The sequence below is a fragment of the Aurantiacibacter arachoides genome (assembly GCF_009827335.1).
GTDB classification, from domain to species: domain Bacteria; phylum Pseudomonadota; class Alphaproteobacteria; order Sphingomonadales; family Sphingomonadaceae; genus Alteraurantiacibacter; species Alteraurantiacibacter arachoides.
On sequence record NZ_WTYH01000001.1, the window covers coordinates 2,311,157 to 2,332,359 of the forward strand.

25 protein-coding genes and 1 tRNA gene are annotated in these 21,203 nt (G+C 66.2%); 10 read left to right on the forward strand and 16 right to left on the reverse strand.

The window, feature by feature from the left end; all coding sequences use genetic code 11:
* Positions 1-125 precede the first annotated feature (125 nt).
* Positions 126-893: an IclR family transcriptional regulator gene (locus GRI62_RS11240; protein ID WP_131453424.1), complete on the forward strand. Its 768-nt coding sequence runs from the start codon at positions 126-128 to the stop codon at positions 891-893.
* On the opposite strand, the gene GRI62_RS11245 is transcribed toward GRI62_RS11240, so the two are convergent.
* A complete protein-coding gene (locus GRI62_RS11245; protein ID WP_131453425.1) occupies positions 890-2,416 on the reverse strand; it encodes an alanine/glycine:cation symporter family protein in 1,527 nt (508 codons plus the stop codon). The genes GRI62_RS11240 and GRI62_RS11245 overlap by 4 nt on opposite strands.
* 251 nt (positions 2,417-2,667) lie before the next feature.
* Here GRI62_RS11245 and secE point away from each other — a divergent pair, with 251 nt between their 5' ends.
* Together secE and nusG are read left to right on the forward strand one after the other, a co-directional pair.
* Positions 2,668-2,910: a preprotein translocase subunit SecE gene (secE, locus tag GRI62_RS11250; protein ID WP_131453426.1), complete on the forward strand. Its 243-nt coding sequence runs from the start codon at positions 2,668-2,670 to the stop codon at positions 2,908-2,910.
* A gap of 43 nt (positions 2,911-2,953) precedes the next feature.
* Complete coding sequence (nusG, locus tag GRI62_RS11255) at positions 2,954-3,493, forward strand: transcription termination/antitermination protein NusG (RefSeq protein WP_131453427.1); 540 nt, start codon at positions 2,954-2,956, stop codon at positions 3,491-3,493.
* A gap of 18 nt (positions 3,494-3,511) precedes the next feature.
* On the opposite strand, the gene GRI62_RS11260 is transcribed toward nusG, so the two are convergent.
* Entirely contained in the window at positions 3,512-4,315 is an 804-nt protein-coding gene (locus GRI62_RS11260) for a lipid II flippase Amj family protein (protein WP_131453428.1), read from the reverse strand.
* A gap of 83 nt (positions 4,316-4,398) precedes the next feature.
* Positions 4,399-5,229, reverse strand: coding sequence for a CPBP family intramembrane glutamic endopeptidase (locus GRI62_RS11265; RefSeq protein WP_131453429.1), 831 nt, complete (start codon positions 5,227-5,229; stop codon positions 4,399-4,401).
* A gap of 207 nt (positions 5,230-5,436) precedes the next feature.
* Here GRI62_RS11265 and rplK point away from each other — a divergent pair, with 207 nt between their 5' ends.
* The 3 genes from rplK to GRI62_RS11280 all read left to right on the forward strand — a co-directional run bounded on the left by rplK (position 5,437) and on the right by GRI62_RS11280 (position 6,925).
* Positions 5,437-5,868: a 50S ribosomal protein L11 gene (gene rplK / locus GRI62_RS11270; RefSeq protein ID WP_131453430.1), complete on the forward strand. Its 432-nt coding sequence runs from the start codon at positions 5,437-5,439 to the stop codon at positions 5,866-5,868.
* A 4-nt stretch (positions 5,869-5,872) separates the two neighbouring features.
* On the forward strand, positions 5,873-6,565 hold the full coding sequence (gene rplA, locus GRI62_RS11275) for a 50S ribosomal protein L1 (protein WP_131453431.1): 693 nt from the start codon (positions 5,873-5,875) through the stop codon (positions 6,563-6,565).
* Between the two features lie 120 nt (positions 6,566-6,685).
* Complete coding sequence (locus GRI62_RS11280) at positions 6,686-6,925, forward strand: hypothetical protein (RefSeq protein WP_131453432.1); 240 nt, start codon at positions 6,686-6,688, stop codon at positions 6,923-6,925.
* Between the two features lie 32 nt (positions 6,926-6,957).
* Here the strand turns inward: GRI62_RS11280 and GRI62_RS11285 are convergent, their stop codons facing one another.
* The 5 genes from GRI62_RS11285 to GRI62_RS11305 are packed head-to-tail and all read right to left on the reverse strand — an operon-like array spanning position 6,958 to position 11,981.
* Positions 6,958-7,722 (reverse strand): competence/damage-inducible protein A, encoded by a 765-nt coding sequence (locus GRI62_RS11285; RefSeq protein WP_131453433.1) that lies wholly within the window; start codon positions 7,720-7,722, stop codon positions 6,958-6,960.
* Positions 7,719-9,197: a flavin-containing monooxygenase gene (locus tag GRI62_RS11290; RefSeq protein WP_131453434.1), complete on the reverse strand. Its 1,479-nt coding sequence runs from the start codon at positions 9,195-9,197 to the stop codon at positions 7,719-7,721. The genes GRI62_RS11285 and GRI62_RS11290 overlap by 4 nt, the downstream gene beginning before the upstream one ends.
* A gap of 29 nt (positions 9,198-9,226) precedes the next feature.
* Positions 9,227-10,117 carry a bifunctional methylenetetrahydrofolate dehydrogenase/methenyltetrahydrofolate cyclohydrolase FolD gene (folD, locus tag GRI62_RS11295; RefSeq protein WP_131453435.1) on the reverse strand — a complete coding sequence of 297 codons (891 nt, stop codon included), beginning with the start codon at positions 10,115-10,117 and terminating at the stop codon, positions 9,227-9,229.
* A 42-nt stretch (positions 10,118-10,159) separates the two neighbouring features.
* Positions 10,160-11,098: a bifunctional methylenetetrahydrofolate dehydrogenase/methenyltetrahydrofolate cyclohydrolase FolD gene (gene folD / locus GRI62_RS11300; RefSeq protein WP_131453436.1), complete on the reverse strand. Its 939-nt coding sequence runs from the start codon at positions 11,096-11,098 to the stop codon at positions 10,160-10,162.
* A 10-nt stretch (positions 11,099-11,108) separates the two neighbouring features.
* Entirely contained in the window at positions 11,109-11,981 is an 873-nt protein-coding gene (locus GRI62_RS11305; protein ID WP_131453437.1) for a methylenetetrahydrofolate reductase, read from the reverse strand.
* 130 nt (positions 11,982-12,111) lie between these two features.
* Between GRI62_RS11305 and GRI62_RS11310 the strand changes: the two genes are divergently transcribed.
* Together GRI62_RS11310 and desA are read left to right on the forward strand one after the other, a co-directional pair.
* Positions 12,112-12,810, forward strand: a complete 699-nt coding sequence (locus GRI62_RS11310) for an alpha/beta fold hydrolase (protein ID WP_131453438.1) — start codon at positions 12,112-12,114, stop codon at positions 12,808-12,810.
* 37 nt (positions 12,811-12,847) lie between these two features.
* Positions 12,848-14,275, forward strand: a complete 1,428-nt coding sequence (gene desA, locus GRI62_RS11315; RefSeq protein WP_131453439.1) for a syringate O-demethylase — start codon at positions 12,848-12,850, stop codon at positions 14,273-14,275.
* Between the two features lie 109 nt (positions 14,276-14,384).
* On the opposite strand, the gene GRI62_RS14465 is transcribed toward desA, so the two are convergent.
* The 3 genes from GRI62_RS14465 to GRI62_RS11325 form a co-directional block, all read right to left on the reverse strand.
* Entirely contained in the window at positions 14,385-14,531 is a 147-nt protein-coding gene (locus tag GRI62_RS14465) for a hypothetical protein (RefSeq protein ID WP_188669400.1), read from the reverse strand.
* Between the two features lie 36 nt (positions 14,532-14,567).
* Positions 14,568-15,830 (reverse strand): glycosyltransferase family 87 protein, encoded by a 1,263-nt coding sequence (locus GRI62_RS11320; protein ID WP_160731870.1) that lies wholly within the window; start codon positions 15,828-15,830, stop codon positions 14,568-14,570.
* A gap of 120 nt (positions 15,831-15,950) precedes the next feature.
* Positions 15,951-16,026: transfer RNA gene (locus GRI62_RS11325), tRNA-Trp, on the reverse strand.
* Positions 16,027-16,109: 83 nt separating this feature from the next.
* On the opposite strand from GRI62_RS11325, the gene aat reads away from it, so the two are divergent.
* Positions 16,110-16,865 carry a leucyl/phenylalanyl-tRNA--protein transferase gene (aat, locus tag GRI62_RS11330; RefSeq protein WP_234027603.1) on the forward strand — a complete coding sequence of 252 codons (756 nt, stop codon included), beginning with the start codon at positions 16,110-16,112 and terminating at the stop codon, positions 16,863-16,865.
* On the opposite strand, the gene GRI62_RS11335 is transcribed toward aat, so the two are convergent.
* Genes GRI62_RS11335 through GRI62_RS11350 form a run of 4 tightly spaced genes read right to left on the reverse strand, consistent with a single transcriptional unit; the run spans position 16,751 to position 18,847 of the window.
* Positions 16,751-17,329 (reverse strand): DUF2155 domain-containing protein, encoded by a 579-nt coding sequence (locus GRI62_RS11335; RefSeq protein ID WP_131453442.1) that lies wholly within the window; start codon positions 17,327-17,329, stop codon positions 16,751-16,753. The genes aat and GRI62_RS11335 overlap by 115 nt on opposite strands.
* Positions 17,311-17,709: an NADH:ubiquinone oxidoreductase subunit NDUFA12 gene (locus tag GRI62_RS11340; RefSeq protein ID WP_131453443.1), complete on the reverse strand. Its 399-nt coding sequence runs from the start codon at positions 17,707-17,709 to the stop codon at positions 17,311-17,313. Before GRI62_RS11340 ends, GRI62_RS11335 begins: the two co-directional genes overlap by 19 nt.
* Before the next feature lie 54 nt (positions 17,710-17,763).
* Positions 17,764-18,285, reverse strand: coding sequence for a DUF192 domain-containing protein (locus GRI62_RS11345; RefSeq protein WP_131453444.1), 522 nt, complete (start codon positions 18,283-18,285; stop codon positions 17,764-17,766).
* Positions 18,269-18,847 carry a regulatory protein RecX gene (locus tag GRI62_RS11350; RefSeq protein WP_131453445.1) on the reverse strand — a complete coding sequence of 193 codons (579 nt, stop codon included), beginning with the start codon at positions 18,845-18,847 and terminating at the stop codon, positions 18,269-18,271. Before GRI62_RS11350 ends, GRI62_RS11345 begins: the two co-directional genes overlap by 17 nt.
* A 197-nt stretch (positions 18,848-19,044) precedes the next feature.
* Between GRI62_RS11350 and GRI62_RS11355 the strand changes: the two genes are divergently transcribed.
* The gene (locus GRI62_RS11355; protein WP_131453446.1) at positions 19,045-20,787 is read left to right on the forward strand and encodes a fatty acyl-AMP ligase; all 1,743 of its coding nucleotides are present in this window, start codon (positions 19,045-19,047) and stop codon (positions 20,785-20,787) included.
* Positions 20,788-20,790: 3 nt separating this feature from the next.
* Here GRI62_RS11355 and GRI62_RS11360 read toward each other — a convergent pair whose 3' ends face one another.
* Positions 20,791-21,186 (reverse strand): MAPEG family protein, encoded by a 396-nt coding sequence (locus GRI62_RS11360; RefSeq protein WP_131453892.1) that lies wholly within the window; start codon positions 21,184-21,186, stop codon positions 20,791-20,793.
* Positions 21,187-21,203 lie beyond the last annotated feature (17 nt).

Sequence of the window (21,203 nt, forward strand, 5' to 3'; positions counted from 1 at the left end):
GCGCGGAAGTCCATACGGCGACTACGCTGCCTGCGGCCTATGGACATTAACAATTACGATACGTGTGGCAGAGGCATGCACCGTTCGGCCTTGCGGAATTTTCGTATATGTGAAATACCGTCGCTATGGCCAGCAATATCACTCCTGCCCTCGTGCAATCGAGTTCGGTCAAATCGGCCACGCGCACGCTCGACATCATCGAATATATCGTTGCCGCCGGACGCCCGCTGGTAGCGCAGGAAGTGGCAACGGCGCTGGGCATCCCGGTGTCGAGCCTCAGCTATCTCCTCGCCACTCTGGTGGACCGGCAGTATCTGCAACGCGACGGGCGGCGCTACTCGGCTGGGCCGGGTTTGTCGCGCCTGCAGGCGGCGGGCGGCGGCGGGTACACCCTGGCGGAACGCGCCGCGCCGCTGGTGCGCACCTTGCGAATGCAGTTGAACGAGACGACCAGCTTCTTCGTTCGCGACGGCTGGCAGATCGAGGCGCTGGTGACCGAGAGCAGTGAACAGGCGCTGCGTTACACCGTGCCGCAGGGCCGTTCGCTGCCGATGCACGCGCTGGCGGGCGGCAAGGCGCTGCTCGCCGCGCTGCCGGATGATGAGCTGGTCGGCTATTTTGCGCAGAGCGAGCGCGAGACCTTTACCGACAGCACCATCACCGACGAGGACCAGCTGCGCGCGCAACTGGCGCAGATCCGCGACCGCGGGTTCGCCAGCACCGAGGACGAATACTCGCGCGGCATCGTGGGCACGGCGCGCGTCGTCCGCGTGGGCGGCGAGCCGGTGGGATCGCTATCCGTCGCCGTGCCACGCGCACGCTTCGACGCCGCACTCGAGGCGCGCATCTGCGACCTTCTCGACAAGACCGCCGCGCTGCTCGAGCAGGCCTAGTACTCTTCGGGCTCCTCCGGCGTGTCGGCGGTGTGCGTCGGCCCGGCCGTGCGATCCCCGCGGGCCAGCGCGAACACCACGCCCGACAATAGCAACAGCGCGATGAGGTTGGGCAGCACCATCAGGCCGTTGGCGATATCGCCCATGCGCCAGATAAGGTCGGATTCGCGTGTCGCGCCCACGAAGATCGCCACGCACCACAGCACCCGCCAGCCCATGAGCAGCATCTTTTCACCGCCCAGCGTGGAGCCGGGGAAGCGGTCGTAGATGAAGGTGATGGCTCGCTCGCCGTAATAGCTCCAGGTCAGCAGCGTGGTGAACACGAACAATAGCAGCGCGATGCTGGCCACCAGCGTGCCGAGCGGGACCGACCCCACGGTAAAGGGGAACGCCGCGGCAAAGGCGCCACTGGTCACCGCGAAGCCTTGCAGCTGACCGTCCTGCCAGGCGTGTTGCACCGGCTGGCCATTGGCGCTGAAGTTGCCTTCCACCGTCAGGATGACGAGCGCGGTCATGGTGCAGATCACGATGGTGTCGATGAATGTGCCGAGCATGGCCATGCGGCCCTGGAACTGCGGATCGTCGGTCTGCGCCACGGCGTGGGCGATGGGGGTGGAGCCCTGCCCCGCCTCGTTCGAGAACAGCCCGCGCGCCACGCCCGCGCGGATCGCCAGGATCACCGCCGCGCCCACGAAGCCGCCGCTGGCGCTCTGCGCGTTGAAGGCGCCGCCAAAGATGCGGCCGAAGGTTTCCGGAATGTCTCCGATGTTCAGCGCGATGGCGATCAGCGCCATGACGATATAGGCCGCTGCCATGAACGGCACGACCGTTTCGGCGACGTTGCCGATCGACTTGATGCCGCCGATGATCACCACGAACACCAACACCGCCACGATCAGCCCGCCCAGCCATTCCTCGATGCCGAACAGTTCGTTGAGCCCGTCCGCCACCGCGTTCGCCTGGATACCGTTGCCGGTCACCAGCGCGCTGATGAGCGTGCCCACGCAGAAGAAGATCGCCAGCCATGTCCACTTCGGGCCAAGGCCCATCATGATGTAGCTCATCGGACCGCCGCGATAGGTGCCGTTGCTGGTCGTCTCGCGGTAACGGATGGCAAGGCTGCCTTCCGCAAAGGCCAGCGCCATGCCGAACAGGGCGGTGATCCACATCCAGAAGATCGCGCCGGGGCCACCCAGCGCGATGGCCGTGGCGACGCCCGCCAGATTGCCCGTGCCGACCTGCCCGGACAGCGCGGTGGACAGCGCGGCAAACGGCGAGATCTCGCCCGCGCCCGATTTCTTGCGGCCGGCGAACAGGTTCGTCAGCGCCGGCCAGAAATTGGTGATCGGATAGCCGCGCAGGCCGATCATGAACCACAGGCCGGCCCCCAGCAAGACGATGGCAAGGGGCGGGAACGGCAGCACCTGCGCGCCGTCCCAGGTGCCGCCCCAGATGAAATCGGCGACGTTGGTCACCGGCCCCAGCAGGCGTTCGTCGAATGTCATCTCGCTGCGCGTGGCCATGTTGTCCCCTCGTCCATCCGTTTCGCGATCGGGGCCTTGCTATCGGTGCGGGGCGCATATGCAAACCCTTCGCCGCCATTTTATCGGTAAGCGCCATCTGCAAGCGGCCTTGCCAACGACGCGCTCCGCGCCTAGATAGCCAGCCGTCTTCCGACATCGCGGAACCTCGAAAGCCCCTCCCGGACACTGCCCGGGGCGGCGAGGAGCCCTACCCGGAAGGCCCTGTGATCTTGAACAGCGAGCGACACGACATGGCCCAGCCGACCCCCGCCCAGACGCCCTCGCCCACCCCGGCGAAGAAGAAGACCAGCCCGTCGGAATTCATGCGCCAGGTGCGTGCCGAGGGGAACAAGATCGTCTGGCCGAGCTGGCCCGAAACCGCACGCACCGCGGTGTTCGTCGGTATTCTGGTGCTGATCCTGTCGCTGTTCTTCCTTGCCGTCGATTCGTTCTTCGGCTTCACCGTGCGCGAACTGCTCGGCTTCATCGGCTGACCCGCGCGCGACAACTGACATTCTTGAGGGAAACGACACACCCATGGCTGCCCGCTGGTATATCATCCACGCCTACTCCGGTTTCGAGAACAAGGTGCGTGACGCGATCCTCTCCGAGGCTGAGCGTCTCGGCCTGTCCGAAGGCGTGGCGGAGGTCGAAGTTCCGACCGAGACCGTGACCGAGATCAAGCGCGGCAAGAAGGTGCAGACCGAACGCAAGTTCATGCCCGGCTACGTGCTGGCCAAGCTGAACCTGACGGACGATGTCTATCACCTCGTCAAGAACACCCCCAAGGTCACCGGCTTCCTGGGCAGCGGCAACAAGCCGCAGCCGATCAGCGAAAAGGAAGCCGCGCGCTATTTCGGCGGGGTCGAGGAAGCCAAGTCCGCACCCAAGAAGGACATCAGCGTCGATTACGAGATCGGCGATGCGGTCAAGGTGCTGGAAGGCCCCTTCGCCAGCTTCAACGGCGAGGTCGAGGAGCTCGATTTCGACAAGGCCAAGGTCAAGGTCAGCGTTTCGATCTTCGGTCGCGGCACGCCGGTGGAACTGGACTTCGACCAGGTCGAACTGGTCAAGTAAGCCCTTGGGGCCGGCCGGTCAGATCCGGTTGGCCACCCAGGCGATCGCCAGCGCGGCGGGCACGAACATGGCCTGGGCCAGCAGCGTGCCGACGAGGCGGCTGCCCGAAATCCACACGATGGCCTGCCGATAGGCGGGCTCCCCCAGCTGGCCGTCGACCACGTCGTCGGTCAGCATGGACAGCTGCGGGTCGATTACCAGGAACAGCAGGATCGTAGCGAACCCGTTGATGAGCGCCGAAAGCTGCGATGCCGTCACCCGGTACTCCGGGTTCAGATAGCCCGCATAGATCGAGGCGAGCACGCCTGTCACCAGGATCGCCTGCGCCACGCAATTCGCGCCAAGTATGCCCCAGCCAACCGACTGCGGGCGGCGCAGGTTCTTCAGATGCAATGGGCGCGGCAGCGTTGCCGCGTCGCGCAGGGTGCGAAGCCCGGCGGGCGTCGCCGTGCGCAGCGCCAGGCGGGCGAGCGACTTCTTCTCCCGCATCCCCTCGATCACCCTGGCGAACAGGCGCTGGGTGCTTGGCACCAGCAGCACGCCCACCACCACGCCGACCGTGGACGCGGCGATCATCAGCCTGAAATCGAGCAGCAGGTTGGTCGAGACATCGCTGGTCAGCGCGTTCTCCACCCGCTTGGCAATCAGCGGCGCGAGAAAGCCGTTGGACAGGCGCGAGACAAGCACCAGCGCGTTGAACAGCGCAAAGCTCATGGCGATGCGGCGCGTGCGCACCCCGGCGATGCGGGCGGCATAGGCGAGCGTGCCGATGAGGTGGATGACCACCGTCAGCAGGCAGATAACGACGAGCGGACTATCCAAGATGACGGCGACCTTCAGGGGATTGGCACGCCGCTATAGGCCCGGCGCACCGGATTGACGACGCGGAAAACCGCGCTGTCTCGCTAGAAGGTGACCCAGCCCAGCTTCTCGCCGTAGGCCAGGGCCATCATGATCGTGTCGACGGCGGCATGGGCCAGCACGCAGGCCCACAGGTTGCCGCCGAACCGCAACCGCACCCAGCCGAGCAACAGGCCGATGCTGCCCGTCAGGATCGTGCCGCCCCAGCCCTGGTAGAGGTGCGGAAGGCCGAACAGCACGGCCTGGATGATCAGCACGGCTGCAGTGCTGCCGCCAATGCCGGACAGCCGCTGCAGCCGGTCCATCAGGAAACCGCGGTAGAGCAGTTCCTCGCCCAGCCCCGCCGCCAGCCATGCGACGCCGACGATCCACAGGGCGAACATGGCGGGGCTTTCGGTCACCAGATCAAGCACGAAGCTGGCGTCGGGCGTCGGCAACCCTATCGCCTCCACCAGCGGCGCACCGACGGTGAAGATGGCGATGATGGCAACGGTGGCCCCTGCCGCCCAGACCAGCGTCCTGCGCCAGCCGCCCGGCGGAGGCGTGCCGAGACCAAACACCTGGCCCACGCGCCCCTCCCCGCGCAGCCAAAGCCAGCACACCAGCAAAGCGGCCGCCATGCCGGCCATCGTCGACAATGCCGCCGCCGCAGAGGTCAGCGCGTCTTCGGGACTGGTGCCGTTCTGCATCGCATCGATGATGGCCGGTATGGTCGGCAGCGTGCTTCCGACGAGGTAGGCGAGCACGACGGTGATAACCTGCGCCAGGAACCAGAACCAACCGAGCGTGCCGGGTCTTGCAGGGGCCTTGCCAGGCGCGGGTGCATCCTCATCGAATACTGCCGCCGGGTGCCGGGGATCGTGTCTGTCGTCCATCACCGACGGCTATAGCCCGCCGCCGCCCTGCGCAAGCCGCGTGCCCCTGCCCATGCTTGCCTTTTGCCCCGCAATCGCTATAGGCGCGCCTTCCCAGGCACATCACCGGGAAATCGCCGCGGAAGGCTGGCCATCGGCCAGCCGTTCGACCGCTTACCATGACCCCTGCGCCCGTGGCGCGGGGAACAGTGAGAAAAGGAGGCCACCATGGCCAAGAAGATCGAAGGTTACATCAACCTTCAGGTGCCCGCCGGCGCCGCCAACCCGAGCCCGCCGATCGGCCCGGCGCTGGGTCAGCGCGGTGTCAACATCATGGAATTCTGCAAGGCGTTCAACGCCGCGACCGACAGCCTTGAAAAGGGCATGCCGATCCCGACGAAGATCACCGTGTACGGCGACCGTTCGTTCACCTTCATCACCAAGACCCCGCCCGCCAGCTATCTGCTGAAGAAGGCGGCCAATCTCAAGAGCGGTTCCAAGGAACCGGGCAAGAGCAGCGCCGGCAAGGTGACGAAGAACCAGGTGCGCGAGATCGCGGAAACCAAGATGGCGGACCTGAACGCCAATGACATCGACCAGGCCATGAAGATCATCGAGGGCTCCGCGCGCTCGATGGGCCTCGAAGTGGTGGAGGGCTGATAGCATGGCCAAGCAGACCAAGAAGCAGCAGGTCGTCGGCAAGATCGACCGCGAGAAGCTCTACAGCTGGGATGAAGCCATCGCCATGCTGCGCGAGCACAAGGCCAAGTTCGACGAGACCGTCGAAGTCGCCATGAACCTGGGCGTCGATCCGCGCCACGCCGACCAGATGGTGCGTGGCATGGTGTCGCTGCCGGGCGGCACGGGCAAGGACGTGCGCGTCGCCGTGTTCGCGCGTGGCGACAACGCCGAGAAGGCCACCGCCGCCGGTGCCGACAAGGTGGGTGCCGAGGATCTCATGGAAGACATGCAGAACGGCAATCTCGATTACGACCGCGTGATCGCCACGCCCGACATGATGGGCGTCGTGGGTCGCCTGGGCAAGGTGCTCGGCCCCAAGGGCCTGATGCCGAACCCCAAGCTCGGCACGGTGACGCCCGACGTCGCCAAGGCCGTGAAGGACGCCAAGGGCGGCCAGGTCGAATTCCGCGTGGAGAAGCAGGGCATCATCCACTCCGGCATCGGCAAGCTGTCGTTCTCCGACGAGAAGCTGAAGGAGAACTTCGAGGCGCTGACGCAGGCCATCGTGCGGGCCAAGCCCGCCGGCGCCAAGGGCAAGTATGTCCGCAAGGTCTCGCTGACCTCGTCGATGGGCCCCGGCCTGAAGGTCGACCTGGCGGAGATCGAGGGCGCCTGAGCTCTTCTCCGACTGACGTGAATTGCGAAAGGGGCCGGGGGAGCGATCTTCCGCCCCCTTTTTCATGCGCCGGATAATTGGCGGCGCTCAATCGTTGGCAGGGGGAAAGGACTTTCCCTCATGACCAAGACACCCTTCCTGATCCTCTTCGCCCTCGTCGTGGCACTATTCGTGTTTGCCATTGCGACTGGCAACCAGATGGCGGCGGGCGGCGGTGCCTTGTTACTGCTGGCGGCGATCGGCTATGGCACCTGGCAGAGCAAGCGCGCGACCCCTGCCGAAACCGCTCGCGGAGAGCGCGGCGCGCGCGAATTGCGCGAGGAACTGGCCGAGGACGAGGCGCGCCGCGGCACCCGCTGACGGGTTACCTTTTCGGCGCGGCAGGTTCGCGCTCAGATCCCGCCCGGGGTGAACGCATGACCCTCTGCGGCCAGCGCTTCGCACAGGCTGGCCACTGCGGCTGACAGCAGTTCGCCATCGATCGAGCGGATGACGAAGTTCGCGCCTGTCCGTCCCTCGCGAAAGAACGGATAACTGCCCACCTGGCACCCCGGGTGCGTCTTTTCGATCGTCCGCAGCAGGTCTGCCACCTCGCTCTCTGCGACCCAGCAGCCGACGGTCTCGGCGATCAGCGGCGCCCCGCCCTCCAGCGTACCGGTCAAAGCGTCGAGCATCCCGGCGGTGATGTGCGGCACGCCGGCCATGATGAACACGTTGCCCCACCGGATGCCCGGCGCGCCCGACATACGGTTGGGAATGAGGTCGGCGCCCTCGGGCACACGGGCCATGCGCAGCCGGGCGTCGGTCGGCCCGCCCGTCCTGTCGGCGTAGTAGCGCTCCAGGATCGCCCGCGCTTCGGGGTGCACCACCACCGGCACACCCAGAGCGCTCGCCACGGCATCCACGGTGATGTCGTCGTGCGTCGGCCCGATGCCGCCGGTGGTAAACAGGTAGTCGTATGTCTGCCTGAGTGCGTTCACCGCGGCGACGATTGCTGCCATGTCGTCCGACACCACGCGCGCCTCGGTCAGGCGGATGCCCTGCACCTGCAGCCAGCTGGCGATCTGGGCGATGTTCTTGTCGTGCGTGCGGCCCGAGAGGATCTCGTCACCGATGACCAGCACCGCCGCGGTCCAGACCTTGTCCGATGCGTTCATGCGGCGGCATCCGCATGGGGCGCTACGCGGTGAAAGCGCAGCACGCTGTCGGCGACCGGGCGATGGCGAAAGTCGCGGCGATCGGCAAGATAGTCGTGCGCCAGCGTCCACGGCCGCTCAGCCCCGACCTTGGGCATCAGCGGCCGCGCCCGTTCCAGATAGCCGGACGTGTAGTCCCACGGCTCGACCGCGTCCGGTTCGTCCTGCGCGGCAAGCTCGGGCACGGCAACGTCCGCGCCCACCCTTGCCATGTGGTTCAGCACCTCGCAGGCGTAACGCGCGTTGCTGTCGGCCCGCAGCGTCCAGCTGGCGTTGAGGTAGCCGAACACGAACGACAGGTTGGGCACGTCGGAAAACATCGTGCCACGATAGAAGTAGTGCTGCGTCCAGTCGAGCGGCTTGCCGTCCAGCGAAACCTCCACCTTGCCTGCCAGCGCCAGCCTGAGGCCGGTGGCGGTGACGACAATGTCGGCGGGCAACCGCTCCCCCGATTGCAGACGCACGCCGCCCGCATCGAAGCCCTCGATCCGGTCGGTCACGATCCGTGCCTTGCCGGCATTGATCGCCGCGAACAGGTCGCCGTCAGGCACCAGGCAGAGGCGCTGCTCCCACGGATTGTAGGGCGGCTCGAAATGGACGGGATCGTAATTGTCGCCCAGCGCCTCGCGCGTCATGGTCCGCAGGCGGTCGGCGATTCGGCCCGGATTGCGGCGTGACAGGCGAAAGATGTAGTCGCGCAACGCGATGTTCTTCCACCGGGTGACGCGATAGGCCAGGCGTTCGGGCAGCCATTTCTGCATAATCATGCCGAACGCATCGCGCCTGGGCATCGCCCCCATCCAGCTCGGCGTGCGCTGGAGCATGGTGACGCTGTTCGCCTGGTCGGCCATGGCCGGCACCAGCGTAACCGCCGTCGCGCCCGATCCGATCACCACCACGTCTTTCCCTGTGTAGTCCAGGTCCTGCGGCCAGAATTGCGGGTGGACGACGGTGCCGGCAAAGTCCGCGATACCGGGGATCGCCGCGTCGTGCGGGTTGTCGTAGTCGTAATAGCCGCTGGCGAAATAGAGCCAGCGCGCGGTGTAGATGGTGGTTTCCCCATCGCTCCCGCGCGCGGTTATGGTCCAGCGGGCGCTGGCGCCATCCCACGCGGCGTTGGTCACTTCCTGCCCGAAGCGCATCCGTTCCCGGATGCCGCGTTCATCGGCCACGCGGTTCAGGTAATCGAGAATTGCCGGCGCATCGGCGATGGTATCCTCGTGCCGCCACGGTTCGAACCCGAAGCCGAGCGTGTGCATGTCGCTGTCGGACCGGATGCCGGGATAGCGAAACAGGTCCCAGGTCCCGCCGATCTGCTCGCGCCGGTCGAGTATCAGGTAGTCGAGGTCGGGTGACAGCATCCCCATATGCGCCGCCATGGATATGCCGGAGATCCCGGCGCCGATGATGACGACGTCGGTATCGGGTGGGGTCATCGGTGGCACGCCTGTATGGTTGCGGTTTGCTACTGGCCTTGTTCCATACCGGCGGATTTACCCCCGGCAAACGCCTTTGCCGCCTCGACCGTGTTGTGAAGCAGCACGGCGATGGTCATCGGACCCACGCCGCCGGGCACCGGGGTGACCGCGCGGGCGTGCTGCATTTCGGCAAAGGCGACGTCGCCCACCAGCTGGCCCTTGCCGTCCGCGTTTTCGGACCGGCTGATGCCCACGTCGATCACGATGGCACCGTCCCTTACCCAGTCGCCGCGCACCAGTTCCGGCCTGCCCACGGCGGCCACCACGATGTCCGCACGGCGGCATTTTTCCGGCAGGTCGCGGGTCTGCGAATGGGCCAGCGTAACCGTGCAGCCCTCCTGCGTCAGCAAGGTGGCGACCGGCTTGCCGACGATGTTGGAGCGGCCGATGACCAGCGCGTCGAACCCGGCCAGTTCCGGCTCGACCGCCTTAATCAGCATGACCACGCCCGCAGCCGTGCAGGGCCGGATACCGCCGGTGCCGGCACTGATGCGGCCGACGTTGACCGGGTGAAAGCCATCGACGTCCTTTGCCGGGTCGATCGCCTCCAGCACGCGGGCCTCGTCGATGTGATCGGGCAACGGCACCTGGACGAGCACGCCGTGAACGTCGACCCGCGCGTTGAGATCGGCGATCAGCACGAGCAGGTCTGCTTCGGACGTTTCGGCGGGCAGGCGATGTTCGAAGGAGGCAAGCCCCAGGCGTTCGCAAGCCTTGGTCTTGTGGCTGACGTAGACCTCGCTGGCCGGGTCGTTGCCCACCAGCACCACCGCGAGGCCGGGCCGGGCATTGCCCTCGGCGACCAGCGAGTCCACCATCGCCCTGGTGCGTTCATCCAGCGCCCGCGCCACGGCGCGCCCATCGATCGTTTCTGCCATGCCGTGCCTGATCCCCGATCCCCGCGCGCGTTGCAAGGCGTGTCAGGCTTCGGCCGGCTGGCCCTTGGCATACATGCTGCGGTCGGGCGCGTCGGCGTAGTCGTCTCCGGGATCGTCCGCGCCTTCCAGCAGATTGCGCGCGGCCTTGACGGTGTTCGACAGCAGGCAGGCGATGGTCATCGGACCGACGCCGCCGGGGACGGGGGTCACGGCAGCGGCGTGCTGCACCTCGTTGAAGGCGATGTCGCCCACCAGCGTTTCCTTGCCGTCCTCGCCCAACTTGCGGGTGATGCCGACATCGATGAGCACCGCGCCCGGCTTCACCCACCAGCCGCGCACCAGTTCGGGCGCGCCGGCGGCGGCGACGATCACGTCGGCCTTGCGGCAGATGTCGGACAGGTTCTCTGTATAGATGTGCGCGACAGTGACGGTCGCTTCCTCGTCCAGCAGCAGGTTCGCCACCGGCTTCCCGACGATGTTGGACTTGCCGATGACCACCGCGTCCTTGCCCTTGAGATCGGGCAGCACGCTTTCGATCAGCAACATGATGCCCAGCGGGGTGCAGGGCACGATGCCGCCGACGCCGGTCGTCAGGCGGCCGACGTTCACGGGGTGGAAGCCATCCACGTCCTTGTCGGGCGAGATGGAGCGCAGCACCGCGCGCGTGTCGATCTGTTCGGGCAGCGGCACCTGCACCAGGATGCCGTGGACGCTGTCGTCGTTGTTGAGGCGCTTTATCAGCGCGCACAGGTCTGCCTGCGGGGTGCCGGCGGGAAGGCGGTGCTCCATCGAGCGGATGCCGACCTTTTCGCAGGCCTTGATCTTGCGGCGGACATAGACCTGGCTGGCCCCGTCCTCGCCCACCAGCACCACTGCCAGCCCCGGCGCGGGGTGCCCCGCGGCGAGCATGGCGTCTACCTCGGCCGTGGTGCGTTCGTCCAGCTGGCGCGCGATCGCGCGGCCGTCGATGATCTGAGCCATGGTCCTCGTCTCAGCTGTGGCGCGCGTCGTAGTCGTTGATCCACTGGGCGGAAGCGGTCAGCGCGCCGAAGGGATAGAAGTGCAGTCGCACGCGGCCATGCTCCTGCCCGAGCTTCTTGTCGAGGCCATCGACCAGCTTGTCCGGGCCGGCGTTGCCGATCAGGTTGGTGATGGAAATGCCGTATTTCTTCATCACGCTGGCAGAGGCGCCCACACCGCACCGCTTGGCAAAGCCGAGCAGGCGCTTGATACCGGCAGGGCCGGGCACGCCCAAGCGCACGGGCACGTCGATCCCGCGGCGGCGCATTTCGCCCAGCCATTCGACGATGGCGTCGTCGTCAAAGGCGAACTGGGTGACGATCAGCGGCGTCATGCCATGGGCGCGCACGGCATCCAGCTTGCGCTCCATCCACGTCCACAGCGCGTCCTTGTCCACATTGGGATGGCCTTCGGGATGGCCGCCCACCCCGATCACCTCGTAACCGTATTTCTCCAGCAGGCCGGTCTCGATGATCTGCAAGCTGTCCTCGAACGGACCTTCCGGTTCCGGCGGGTCGCCGGCGATCACGAACACCCGCTTCGCCTGCGCCCGCTCAGCGGTCTCCTTGAGGTAGTGCTCGAGTTCCTCGTGGCTCTTGATCCGCCGCGCGGAAACGTGGGCGATGGGTTCGAACCCCAGGCGGCGCACTTCGCAGCTTGCCTCGATCCGCTGCTCGATCTCCTCGCCCGGCAGGAAGGTGACGGCGATCTGCGTGTCCGGACGGATGAGCGGCGCGGCCTCGCGCAGGCCCTCGATCTCCTTCGCGGTCATTTCCAGCGAATAACCGTCGACCATGTTGCCGGCGGGCTTTTCCCAGTTGGGATGAATTGCCTCGTAAGACATCGCGCTCTCTCCTCGTTCTCGCTTGCCCCCGGGGGACAGGCCGTCGCTCAAAAAGCCCTAGCGCAGCGCGGTTTGTTCGTATAGATGAAATTTTCAAGAGCGCGAAGAACTCGGAGTGGATTCCGCCGGAATGCTTACCTTTCTGCCTGGCCTTGCCTGCGATTCGCGCATGTATGCGCCGCAAGTCGCGGCGTTTCCCCATGCACTGGTGATCGATGGATACGGCATGGCGGATTCGCTGGTGAAGATGGCGCGCGCCGTGCTTGCCGCCGCCGACGAGAATGGCGCTGCACGGCTCGACCTGTTCGGTCATTCGATGGGCGGGCGCGTGGCGATGGAGGTGGTGCGCATGGCGCCGGACCGGGTGCGGCGCCTCGCGCTGGTCTCGACCGGCGTGCATCCCGTGGGCGAAGGCGAACCGGCCAAACGCGCGGCCTTGCAACAGATCGGCTACGATCACGGGTTCGCGGCGCTGGTGGACCAGTGGCTGCCGCCGATGGTGGCCGAGGCCAATCGCGACACCCCCGCCTATGCCGAGATGCGGGCGATGAGCCTTGGCAAGGGGCAAGCCCTGTTCGACGCGCATATCAAGGCCCTGCTCGGCCGCCCGCCGATCGCCGGCATGCTGCCTGACCTTGCGTGCCCGGTGCTGGTGATGACGGGCGAAAACGATGACTGGGCGCCGCCCGAACAGCACCGCGCCATCGCCGATGCCGTGCCCGATGCCGAGCTCGTGATCGTGCCCGGCGCCGGCCACATGGTCATGCGCGAAGCACCCGAGGCGGTGAACGCGGCGATTGCCAGCTGGCTGGCCCGCCCCGCCGATTGATCGATTGACTTTGAAACACCCGAGAGAGGACCAACGAATGAGCGACCAGACTTTGCAATCCAGGCTCGACGCGCAGGGCGACGTCGTGGAATTCCTGCGCAACCAGCAGACCGGCCCCAACGTCTATCCCGGCGTTCCGGCGGAATATTCCAACTGGCGCAAGGAACAGAAGGCCTGGGGCGACGCCGCCGTACTGTTCAACCAGAGCTACCACATGGTCGAGCTTTACGTGCGCGGGCCTGACGCCATGGCGCTGCTGGAATACACCGCGATCAACAGCTTCAAGAACTTTGCCGTCAACAAGGCAAAGCAGTATGTCCCCGTCACGCCCGACGGGTACGTGATCGGTGACGTCATCCTGTTTTACCTGGCAGAGAACGAATTCAGCCTCGTCGGCCGCGCTCCGGCGATCGAGTGGGTCGAATTCCACGCCCAGTATCCCAAGCCCGACGGCAGCAAGTGGGACGTGACCGTGGAGCGCGACGAGCGCACCGCCATGCGCGACGACGGTGTGCGCAAGAACTACCGCTTCCAGTTGCAGGGCCCCAACGCCATGAAGGTGCTGGAAAAGGCGATGGGCGAGACCCCGCCCGACCTCAAGTTCTTCAACATGGCCCACGTCGCCATCGCCGGGAAGGACGTGATCGCGCTGCGTCACGGCATGGCCGGCCAGCCGGGCTACGAATTGTTCGGCCCCTGGGCGGATTACGAGGCGGTCCACTCCGCGCTGGTCGAAGCCGGCAAGGACCACGGGCTGGAGCTGGTGGGCGGACGTGCCTATTCGTCGAACACGCTGGAATCGGGCTGGCTGCCTTCCCCGCTCCCCGCCTTTTACACCGGCGACAGCCAGATGATGAAGGATTTCCGCACCTGGGCCGGCGCCAACAGCTATGCCGGCAAGGCCTCCATCGGCGGCAGCTATGTGCCGGAGAGCGTCGAGGGCTATTACCTGACGCCGTGGGACATCGGTTACGGCCACATCGTCAAGTTCGACCACGATTTCATCGGCCGCGAGGCGCTGGAGCGCATGAAGGACGAAAAGCACAAGCAGAAGGTCACCCTCGCGCTGGACGACGAGAACGTGGCCCGCGTGATGAGCTCGATGTTCGCCCAGGGCGGGCGGGCCAAGTATTTCGAATTCCCCAGCGCGGTCTATGCGATGCATCCGTTCGATACGGTGAAGAATGCCGACGGCAAGGAGATCGGCGTCTCCACCTGGATCGGCTACAGCTCGAACGAGGGCAAGATGCTCAGCCTCGCCATGCTCGACCCCGACGAGGTGGAGATGGGCAAGGAAGTGACGCTGGTCTGGGGCGAACCCGATGGCGGCACCAGCAAGCCCACTGTCGAACCGCACGAGCAGATCGAGATCAAGGCCGTCATCAGCCCGGTGCCCTATTCCAACGTCGCGCGCTCGGCCTATGCCGACAGCTGGCGCCAGTCAGGCGTTGGCGCGAACACCTGATTTCGCCTGTACGGACAAACGAAAAGGGCGGCCCGTCGAACGGCCGCCCTTTTTTTCATGTGCCACTCCGATGGCAGGAAGAGGGTTGATGCGCTGCCTTGCCGCCGCCTCAGCGGCGACCGAACAGACGCTCGAGGAAACCCGGCTGCTCCATCGGCAGGATCTTGCCGTGGGACATCGAACGATAGCTGGGATCGCTGTAGGGCCGCGGGCTGCTCCAACCATCGGGGCGGCTGCTGCGGAAGATATTGGACACCGTTGTCATCTCCTTTGATGAACCCGTCTGATAGCCCTAAATGCTTTGCGTTGTGACGCGGTTCCCCTCGCTTCGCCGCATGGCCGGTGGTGATGACAAATTGGTCACAATGGCCTTTGGTCCCGGCGCAGCCCCCGTTTCACTGCCCGCCTGTCCCCCACGCGACCAGACAAGCCATACCAGCAGGATCGACGCCAGCGGCATCAGGTTTACCCCAAGCGGCAGAGCCGCAGCGCGGGTGGCGTAAGGGGCGAAGAACAGCGCGACGAGCAGTAGCTTCTCGAAGGGCCGGAAACCCTGCCGCTGAGCCGTCCATGCCAGCCATAAAATCGGCAGGATGAGGAACGGCAGGTCGTAATTGAACAGGTAGGGCGAGGCGAGCGCGGTAGCGGCGAGCACCAGCGCCCCACTCGCCAGCGCATCTTCCCCCATGCGCCTCCAGGCCATGAACGCGATGGAAATGGCGAATATGCTGACCACCGCGTTGGCCGCGAGCGCCAGGCCCGGATCGATGACGAGCCGCAACTGGCTGTAGGGCGATGCCATGCGCAGGTAGAATTCTGGATCGTCGCTTGCGAGGATTGCCGCGCTGGCGTCCCAGCTCCGGGTATAGGCAATCATCGTATCCAGGCCGAACGCCCGCCAGGCGGCGAGCAAAAGGCCAACCGCGGTTGCCCCGGCGGCAAGAAAGCCGCGCCAGTTGCCCGCTCCCGCCAGCCAGAACGGGACCAGCAGCGCCAAGTGCGGCTTGATGACGAGTGCGCCAAGCACCACGCCGGCCAGCACCGGTTGCCGGCCCAGCAGCGCCGCACCGCCGACCAGCAGGGCCGCAGTCAGCAGCCCCGTCTGCGCATGGCCGGCGGCCAGCAGCGCACCGGGAAAGACCAGCGCGGGCAGCCAGTACCGCGCAAAGGCACGCATGGTGGCGAATACATAGGCGGCATAGGTCGCCGCGACCCAGGTGATCCACGCCAGCGGGAATGGCAGCGCACCCAGCGGCGCGGCGACGAACAGGAAGGGCGGGGGATTGACGAAAGCGAACCAGCCACGGCTGCCGGTGGCGGTCTGCACCCGTTCCTGCGTGGCAAGATCGTAGGCGGCAGCGGGGTCGCCGGCAAAGGTGACCTGGCCCGCGCCCCAGAAGGCGAGGAAATCACTGCCGTCCGGGCCCAGCGCCTTCATGTAGGAATTGGCTAGCAAGGCCAGGCTGGCGATCCCCAGGATCACCGCGTAACCGCGCACCCGCTCAGGCGTCAGCCAGTCCGCCTCGCGCAGGAATGCCAGCATCTTGCCTGTCACGCGTCTCTCCCTCGCCACCATCAGCATGGCGCGGCAGACCGCACTAAGCCAACCGCGAATCCACGCTTACCTGAGAAAATTATAAGAAGAGGCGCATCCGGCAGGAAGTCGCCGGGAAAATGGCAGGGGTGCGCGGACTCGAACCGCGGGCCCTCGGTTTTGGAGACCGATGCTCTACCAGCTGAGCTACACCCCTGCACTGGAAGGATTGCGCCTGTAATCGGGCGGGCGTTCAAAGGCAAGCGACCTCGTGGCTGCGGCGTGCTAGGAACTGGCGTGATGCATGCCCCCGCCGCCCCCGACCAGCCCGGGTCGATCCCGCCCGAAATCCTGCTGCTCGCCTACCGCAGCGGCGTTTTCCCGATGGCCGATGCGCGCGACGACGACGAAGTGTTCTGGGTGGAGCCGCGCAAGCGGGCCATCCTGCCGCTCGATGGCTTTCGCTGTTCCCGTTCACTCGCCAGGGTGCTGAAGCAGGACCGGTATCGCGTCACCCTGGACGCCGATTTTCCCGCGGTGATCGCCGCCTGTGCCGCGCCGCGGCCGGACCATCCCGACACCTGGATTAGCACCACCATCGAGGCGAGCTTCCTGCGCCTTTACGAGCAGGGCGTGGCGCATTCGGTGGAATGCTGGGCCGCGGGCGAAAACGGCGAGGAACTCGTCGGCGGGCTTTACGGCGTGGCGGTGGACCGGTTGTTCTGCGGCGAAAGCATGTTCAGCCGCGCGGATAACGCCAGCAAGGTGGCGCTCGCGTGGCTCGTCGCCATGATGCGGCGGGCGGGTTTCATGGTGCTCGACTGCCAGTTCATGACGGAACATCTCGCCTCGCTGGGCGCGGTGGAAATCCACCGCGATCGCTATCAAGCGATGATTGCCGATGCCTGTGCCAGCCCGCCCGAGCGGTCGCTGGCCGAGGCCTACGCCTCGCTGTCGGCCTCGTCCCCAGCCGGCTCCCCTTCAGAAGCTGCGGGCTCGTCTCCGCCTTCCTCGCCAGGGAAGCTCATCGCGCAGTCCTTCAGCCAGACGTCGTAGACCGGATGCTCGACCACGTTGAGGCTGGGCGATTCCTTGAACATCCAGCCAGAGAACACGCGGTTCCACTGCCGCTGCGAATCGACGTCGGCGCGCTGGTTGACGAACACCTGCACGAAGGCCCCGGTCAGCACGCTGTCCTCCCACGGCGCAGGTCGTTCGCAACTGGCGAGGCGAATGATGACGTCTCCGCTGCGCACCGATTCGCCCGGGCGCATCTCGAACTCGCGGGTAATGTTGTTGCGCTTGTTGACGAGGCCGATCGTCGCCAGCCGTTCTTCCAGCGGCGTGCCGATGGCGTCTTCGCCGCCAGCCACCTGCGGCGCCGACGGGCTCTGGAATTCCTCCGGAACCTGGGTCTGCTCGGCCTCGGGCACCGGCGCTTCGCCCTGGCAGGCGGCCAGCGCCGACACGCACGCGGCGACGAAAGCGGCGCGCAGGGTCTTCACGCGTCGGGCGACCATGCTTCGTAATCGCCGGTTGCTGCTGCGCGGCGGCCGCCGCGGTCCAGCGCGCCGGCGGGCAGGTAACGGGTATCGGTGCCCGTGGCGTTGGGGGTGTGGTCGACTTCCCAGATCTTTGCCGGCGCCAGATGGCTTTCGGGCAGCGCATCGTAGGAACCGTGCAGCCAGCCGTGCCATTCGCTGGGCACGCGGCTGGCATCGTTGGCGCCTTCGTAGATGACCCAGCGCCGTTCGCGCTGGCCATCCTTCACGGATTTCGACCGGAAGTAGCGATTGCCCTGCGCATCGGTGCCGACGTGTTCGCCGTTGCGGCCCGACCACAGCAGTGTGCCGATGGTGGCGCCGTCCCACCAGGTGAAGATCTTGCCCAGAAAGCTCATGCCAGCGCCCTTAGCGGTCCCGCGCGCCGCCGCCAAGGGGACAGCAAGGCTGCATTACCATTCGACCAGATCGCCCGGCCCGATGCCGAGTTCGGCCGCGCGCCCGCCGTTTAGTTCCAGCACGGCCACGCCGGGCCGGTCGGAGGCGATGCTGGTCTCGTCGTAGGGCTGGCCCCGGCCCACGTTGATGATGCGGTTGTCGGCATCGATGAAGACCAGGTCGAGCGGAAGCACCGTGTTGTGCATCCAGAAGCTCAACGGCTGGGGCGCCTGGTAGGGGAAGATCATGCCTTCGTCCGGACCCATCGCGGTGCGGAACATCAGGCCGCGGCGCTGTTCCTCGGCACTGGCGGCGACCTCGGCGGCAAAGGTGTGGGTGGCGGTATCGGTGGTGATGGTGACGGGCACCACCTGGAGGCCCGAGATCGGATGGACGTTCGCCGGGGCGGCGGCGGCGGCGGCGGCGGAAGGCGCCTCCGATGCCGGGGCGGTGGCCTGCTGCGAACACGCGGCAAGCGCCAGACTCGCCACCAGCGGCAGCAACCACTTGCCCGATGCGTTACGCAAACCCGTCATCCTGAGTGTCCCTTGCCTCGAGAAGCCATTCCGCGGCCGCGTCCTCGTTCCTGCAATCGAGCACCGCGCGCACGTGATCGAACCTGTGGCCCGCGCGCAGCATGGCCGCAATCTGTTTCTCGCGCTTTTCGGGCGCGACCGGCTCGGGCGCGAACGGGCCGATACGCCGCTTGCGCGCCATCTGCAGGGCTGCCTCGCGCGCGGCGTGTTCGCCGGGGGCCATGCGCGCGGTGATCTTTTCTGCGATGCCCGCCTGCCCCAGCGACTGGCGCACGCGGCGCCCGCCGTATCCGCGCCGCAGCAGGTCCGACGACCGGGCGCGGGCAAAGGCCTCGTCGTCGACATAGCGCTTTTCCACGAACCGGGCGACCAGAGCGGGCAGGTCCGGCTCATCCTCCGCCGCCCATCCCCGTTCGAACAGCTTGCGCTCCAGGTAGCGGGCCAGCTTGGCGGAACTGGTGGCGTAGCGCGCCGCATACGACAGCGCGAGGTCTTCCAGCGATTGCCGGTCCAGCGGTTTCCTTGGCCTGGGGCCTGCGCGTTTACCATTGGAATAGGCCATGCTTGGCCTTATTCGTGCCACACTTCCCTTCAAATGGGGAGGATTGATGCGGTGTCGGACATTTTTCGGCACCGCTTTTTTGAAATTCCCCAGCCCGCTCATTGCGGGCCGATCGGGCCAAGAGGCGTAGCGGACCAAAAGATCATCGGACCGGGGCGTCGTCGGAACGCCGCAAGGACAAGGTACCTCAGCCACCCATGAGCGAACTCGTATATACGCCCAACGATTGCCCGCTGCCACGTCGGCGATCGGACTTTGCGACTTTCGACGAGGCGATCGATTACGCCGCGCAAAGCGAAAAGGGACTGAACTTCCACGACGCTCGCGGCCAGCTGGAACGCGTCTATAGCTACCGCCAGCTGCGCGAGGATGCGCAGCAGCACGCGCGCCGGCTGATCGGCATGGGGGTGGGGCGCGGCGATCGCATCGCGCTGATCGCCGAAACCGCGCCCGAATTCTGCGCTGCCTTTGCCGCCTGCGTCTATGCCGGGGCATGGCCGGTGCCGTTGCCGCTGCCGACCACTTTCGGCGGCAAGGACAGCTACATCGAGCAACTCGGCGTGCAGCTTTCCAGCAGCGACCCGGTATTGTTGCTCTACCCGGCCGAGATCGGTGACATGGCCGCCGCTGCCGCTGCGAACCAGGGCTGCCGCGGCATGGACTGGGGCGAATTTGCAACTCTCGATGCGCCGGAAACGCAGCTGCCCACGCTAGACCCGGACGATATCTGCTACCTGCAGTATTCGTCGGGCTCCACGCGCTTTCCCACAGGGGTCGCGGTGACCCATCGGGCGCTGCTGCACAACCTTTCCGGCCATGCGCGCAGCATGAACATCGGTGAAGGCGATCGCGGCGTCAGCTGGCTGCCGTTCTATCACGACATGGGCCTTGTCGGCTGCTTCCTGTCGATGATCGGCAACCAGGTCAGCGCGGATTACCTGCGGACCGAACATTTCGCCCGCCGCCCGCTCGCCTGGCTCGACCTCATCACCCGCAATCCGGGCAACTCGCTCAGCTATTCGCCGACCTTCGGTTATGACATCTGCGCCCGGCGGATCTCCAGCCAGAGCCACGTCGCCGACCGCTTCGACCTGTCGCGCTGGCGGCTGGCGGGCAACGGCGCGGACATGATCCGCCCCGACGTGATGCAGCAGTTCGTCAACTGCTTTGCCGACGCCGGGTTCAGGGCCAGCGCCTTTACCCCCAGCTATGGCCTTGCCGAGGCGACGCTGGCCGTCACCGTCATGCCGCCGGGCGAGGGCATCCGCGTGGAACTGGTGGAGGAGGAGCGGCTGAGCGGCAGCCCCCGCGATCTCAGCCGTCCGGCCCGCTACCGCGCCATCGTCAACTGCGGCAAGCCGCTGCCGGAGATGGAGCTGGAAATCCGCGGCGAGAACGGCGCTGCCAAGGGCGATCATCAGATCGGCAAGGTCTGGTGCCGCGGCCCCAGCGTGATGCACAGCTACTTCCGCAACGAGGAAGCGACGCGGGACTGCCTGATCCCCAGCGTTGACGGCGGCGCGTGGCTGGACACCGGCGACATGGGCTACATGTCCAAGGGCTATCTCTATATCGTCGGCCGCGCCAAGGACATGATCATAATCAACGGCAAGAACCACTGGCCGCAGGATATCGAGTGGGCGGTGGAACAGTTGCCCGGCTTCAACCACGGTGACATTGCCGCCTTTTCTGTCGAGACCGAGAGCGGCGAGGAAGCGCCCGCCGTGCTCGTCCACTGCCGCGTGTCGGACCCGGAGGAACGCATCCGCCTGCGCGACCAGATCGCCGACAAGGTGCGTTCGGTCACCGGCATGAACTGCGTGGTCGAACTGGTGCCCCCGCGCACCCTGCCGCGCACCAGTTCGGGCAAGCTCAGCCGTGCCAAGGCGAAGAAGCTGTATCTGTCGGGTGAAATCGCTCCGCTGGAGCTGGCGGCCTAGGCTTCAGCCGAACAACAGAACGCCAACCAGCACGATCAGCGCCAGTGCCGACACGCCGAACACCACGGTGCGCCACAGCTTCACGCCGGTCCAGTAAAGCGGCAGGTAAACCACGCGCGCGCCCAGCCAGACCCAGCCGGCAACGGCGGTGATCTCGCTCGTCTTGCCTGCCACCACCAGGCCCAGCAGCGCGATGATGGCGATGGGCAAGGTCTCCTGGAAATTGTCGCGCGCGCGTTCCAGCCGGGCGGGTATCTCGCCGAGCGGCGGCAGCGCCTCGTCACGCGCGCCGGTGTTCCATGTCACCCCGTATTGCCTGGTCTTGGCGCGGATCGCGACCTGGATGTGCACCAGCAGCAGCACCGCGCCGAGCGCCAGAATTTTAAGCTCAACGGGCATAGTCAGTTCGATGGGCA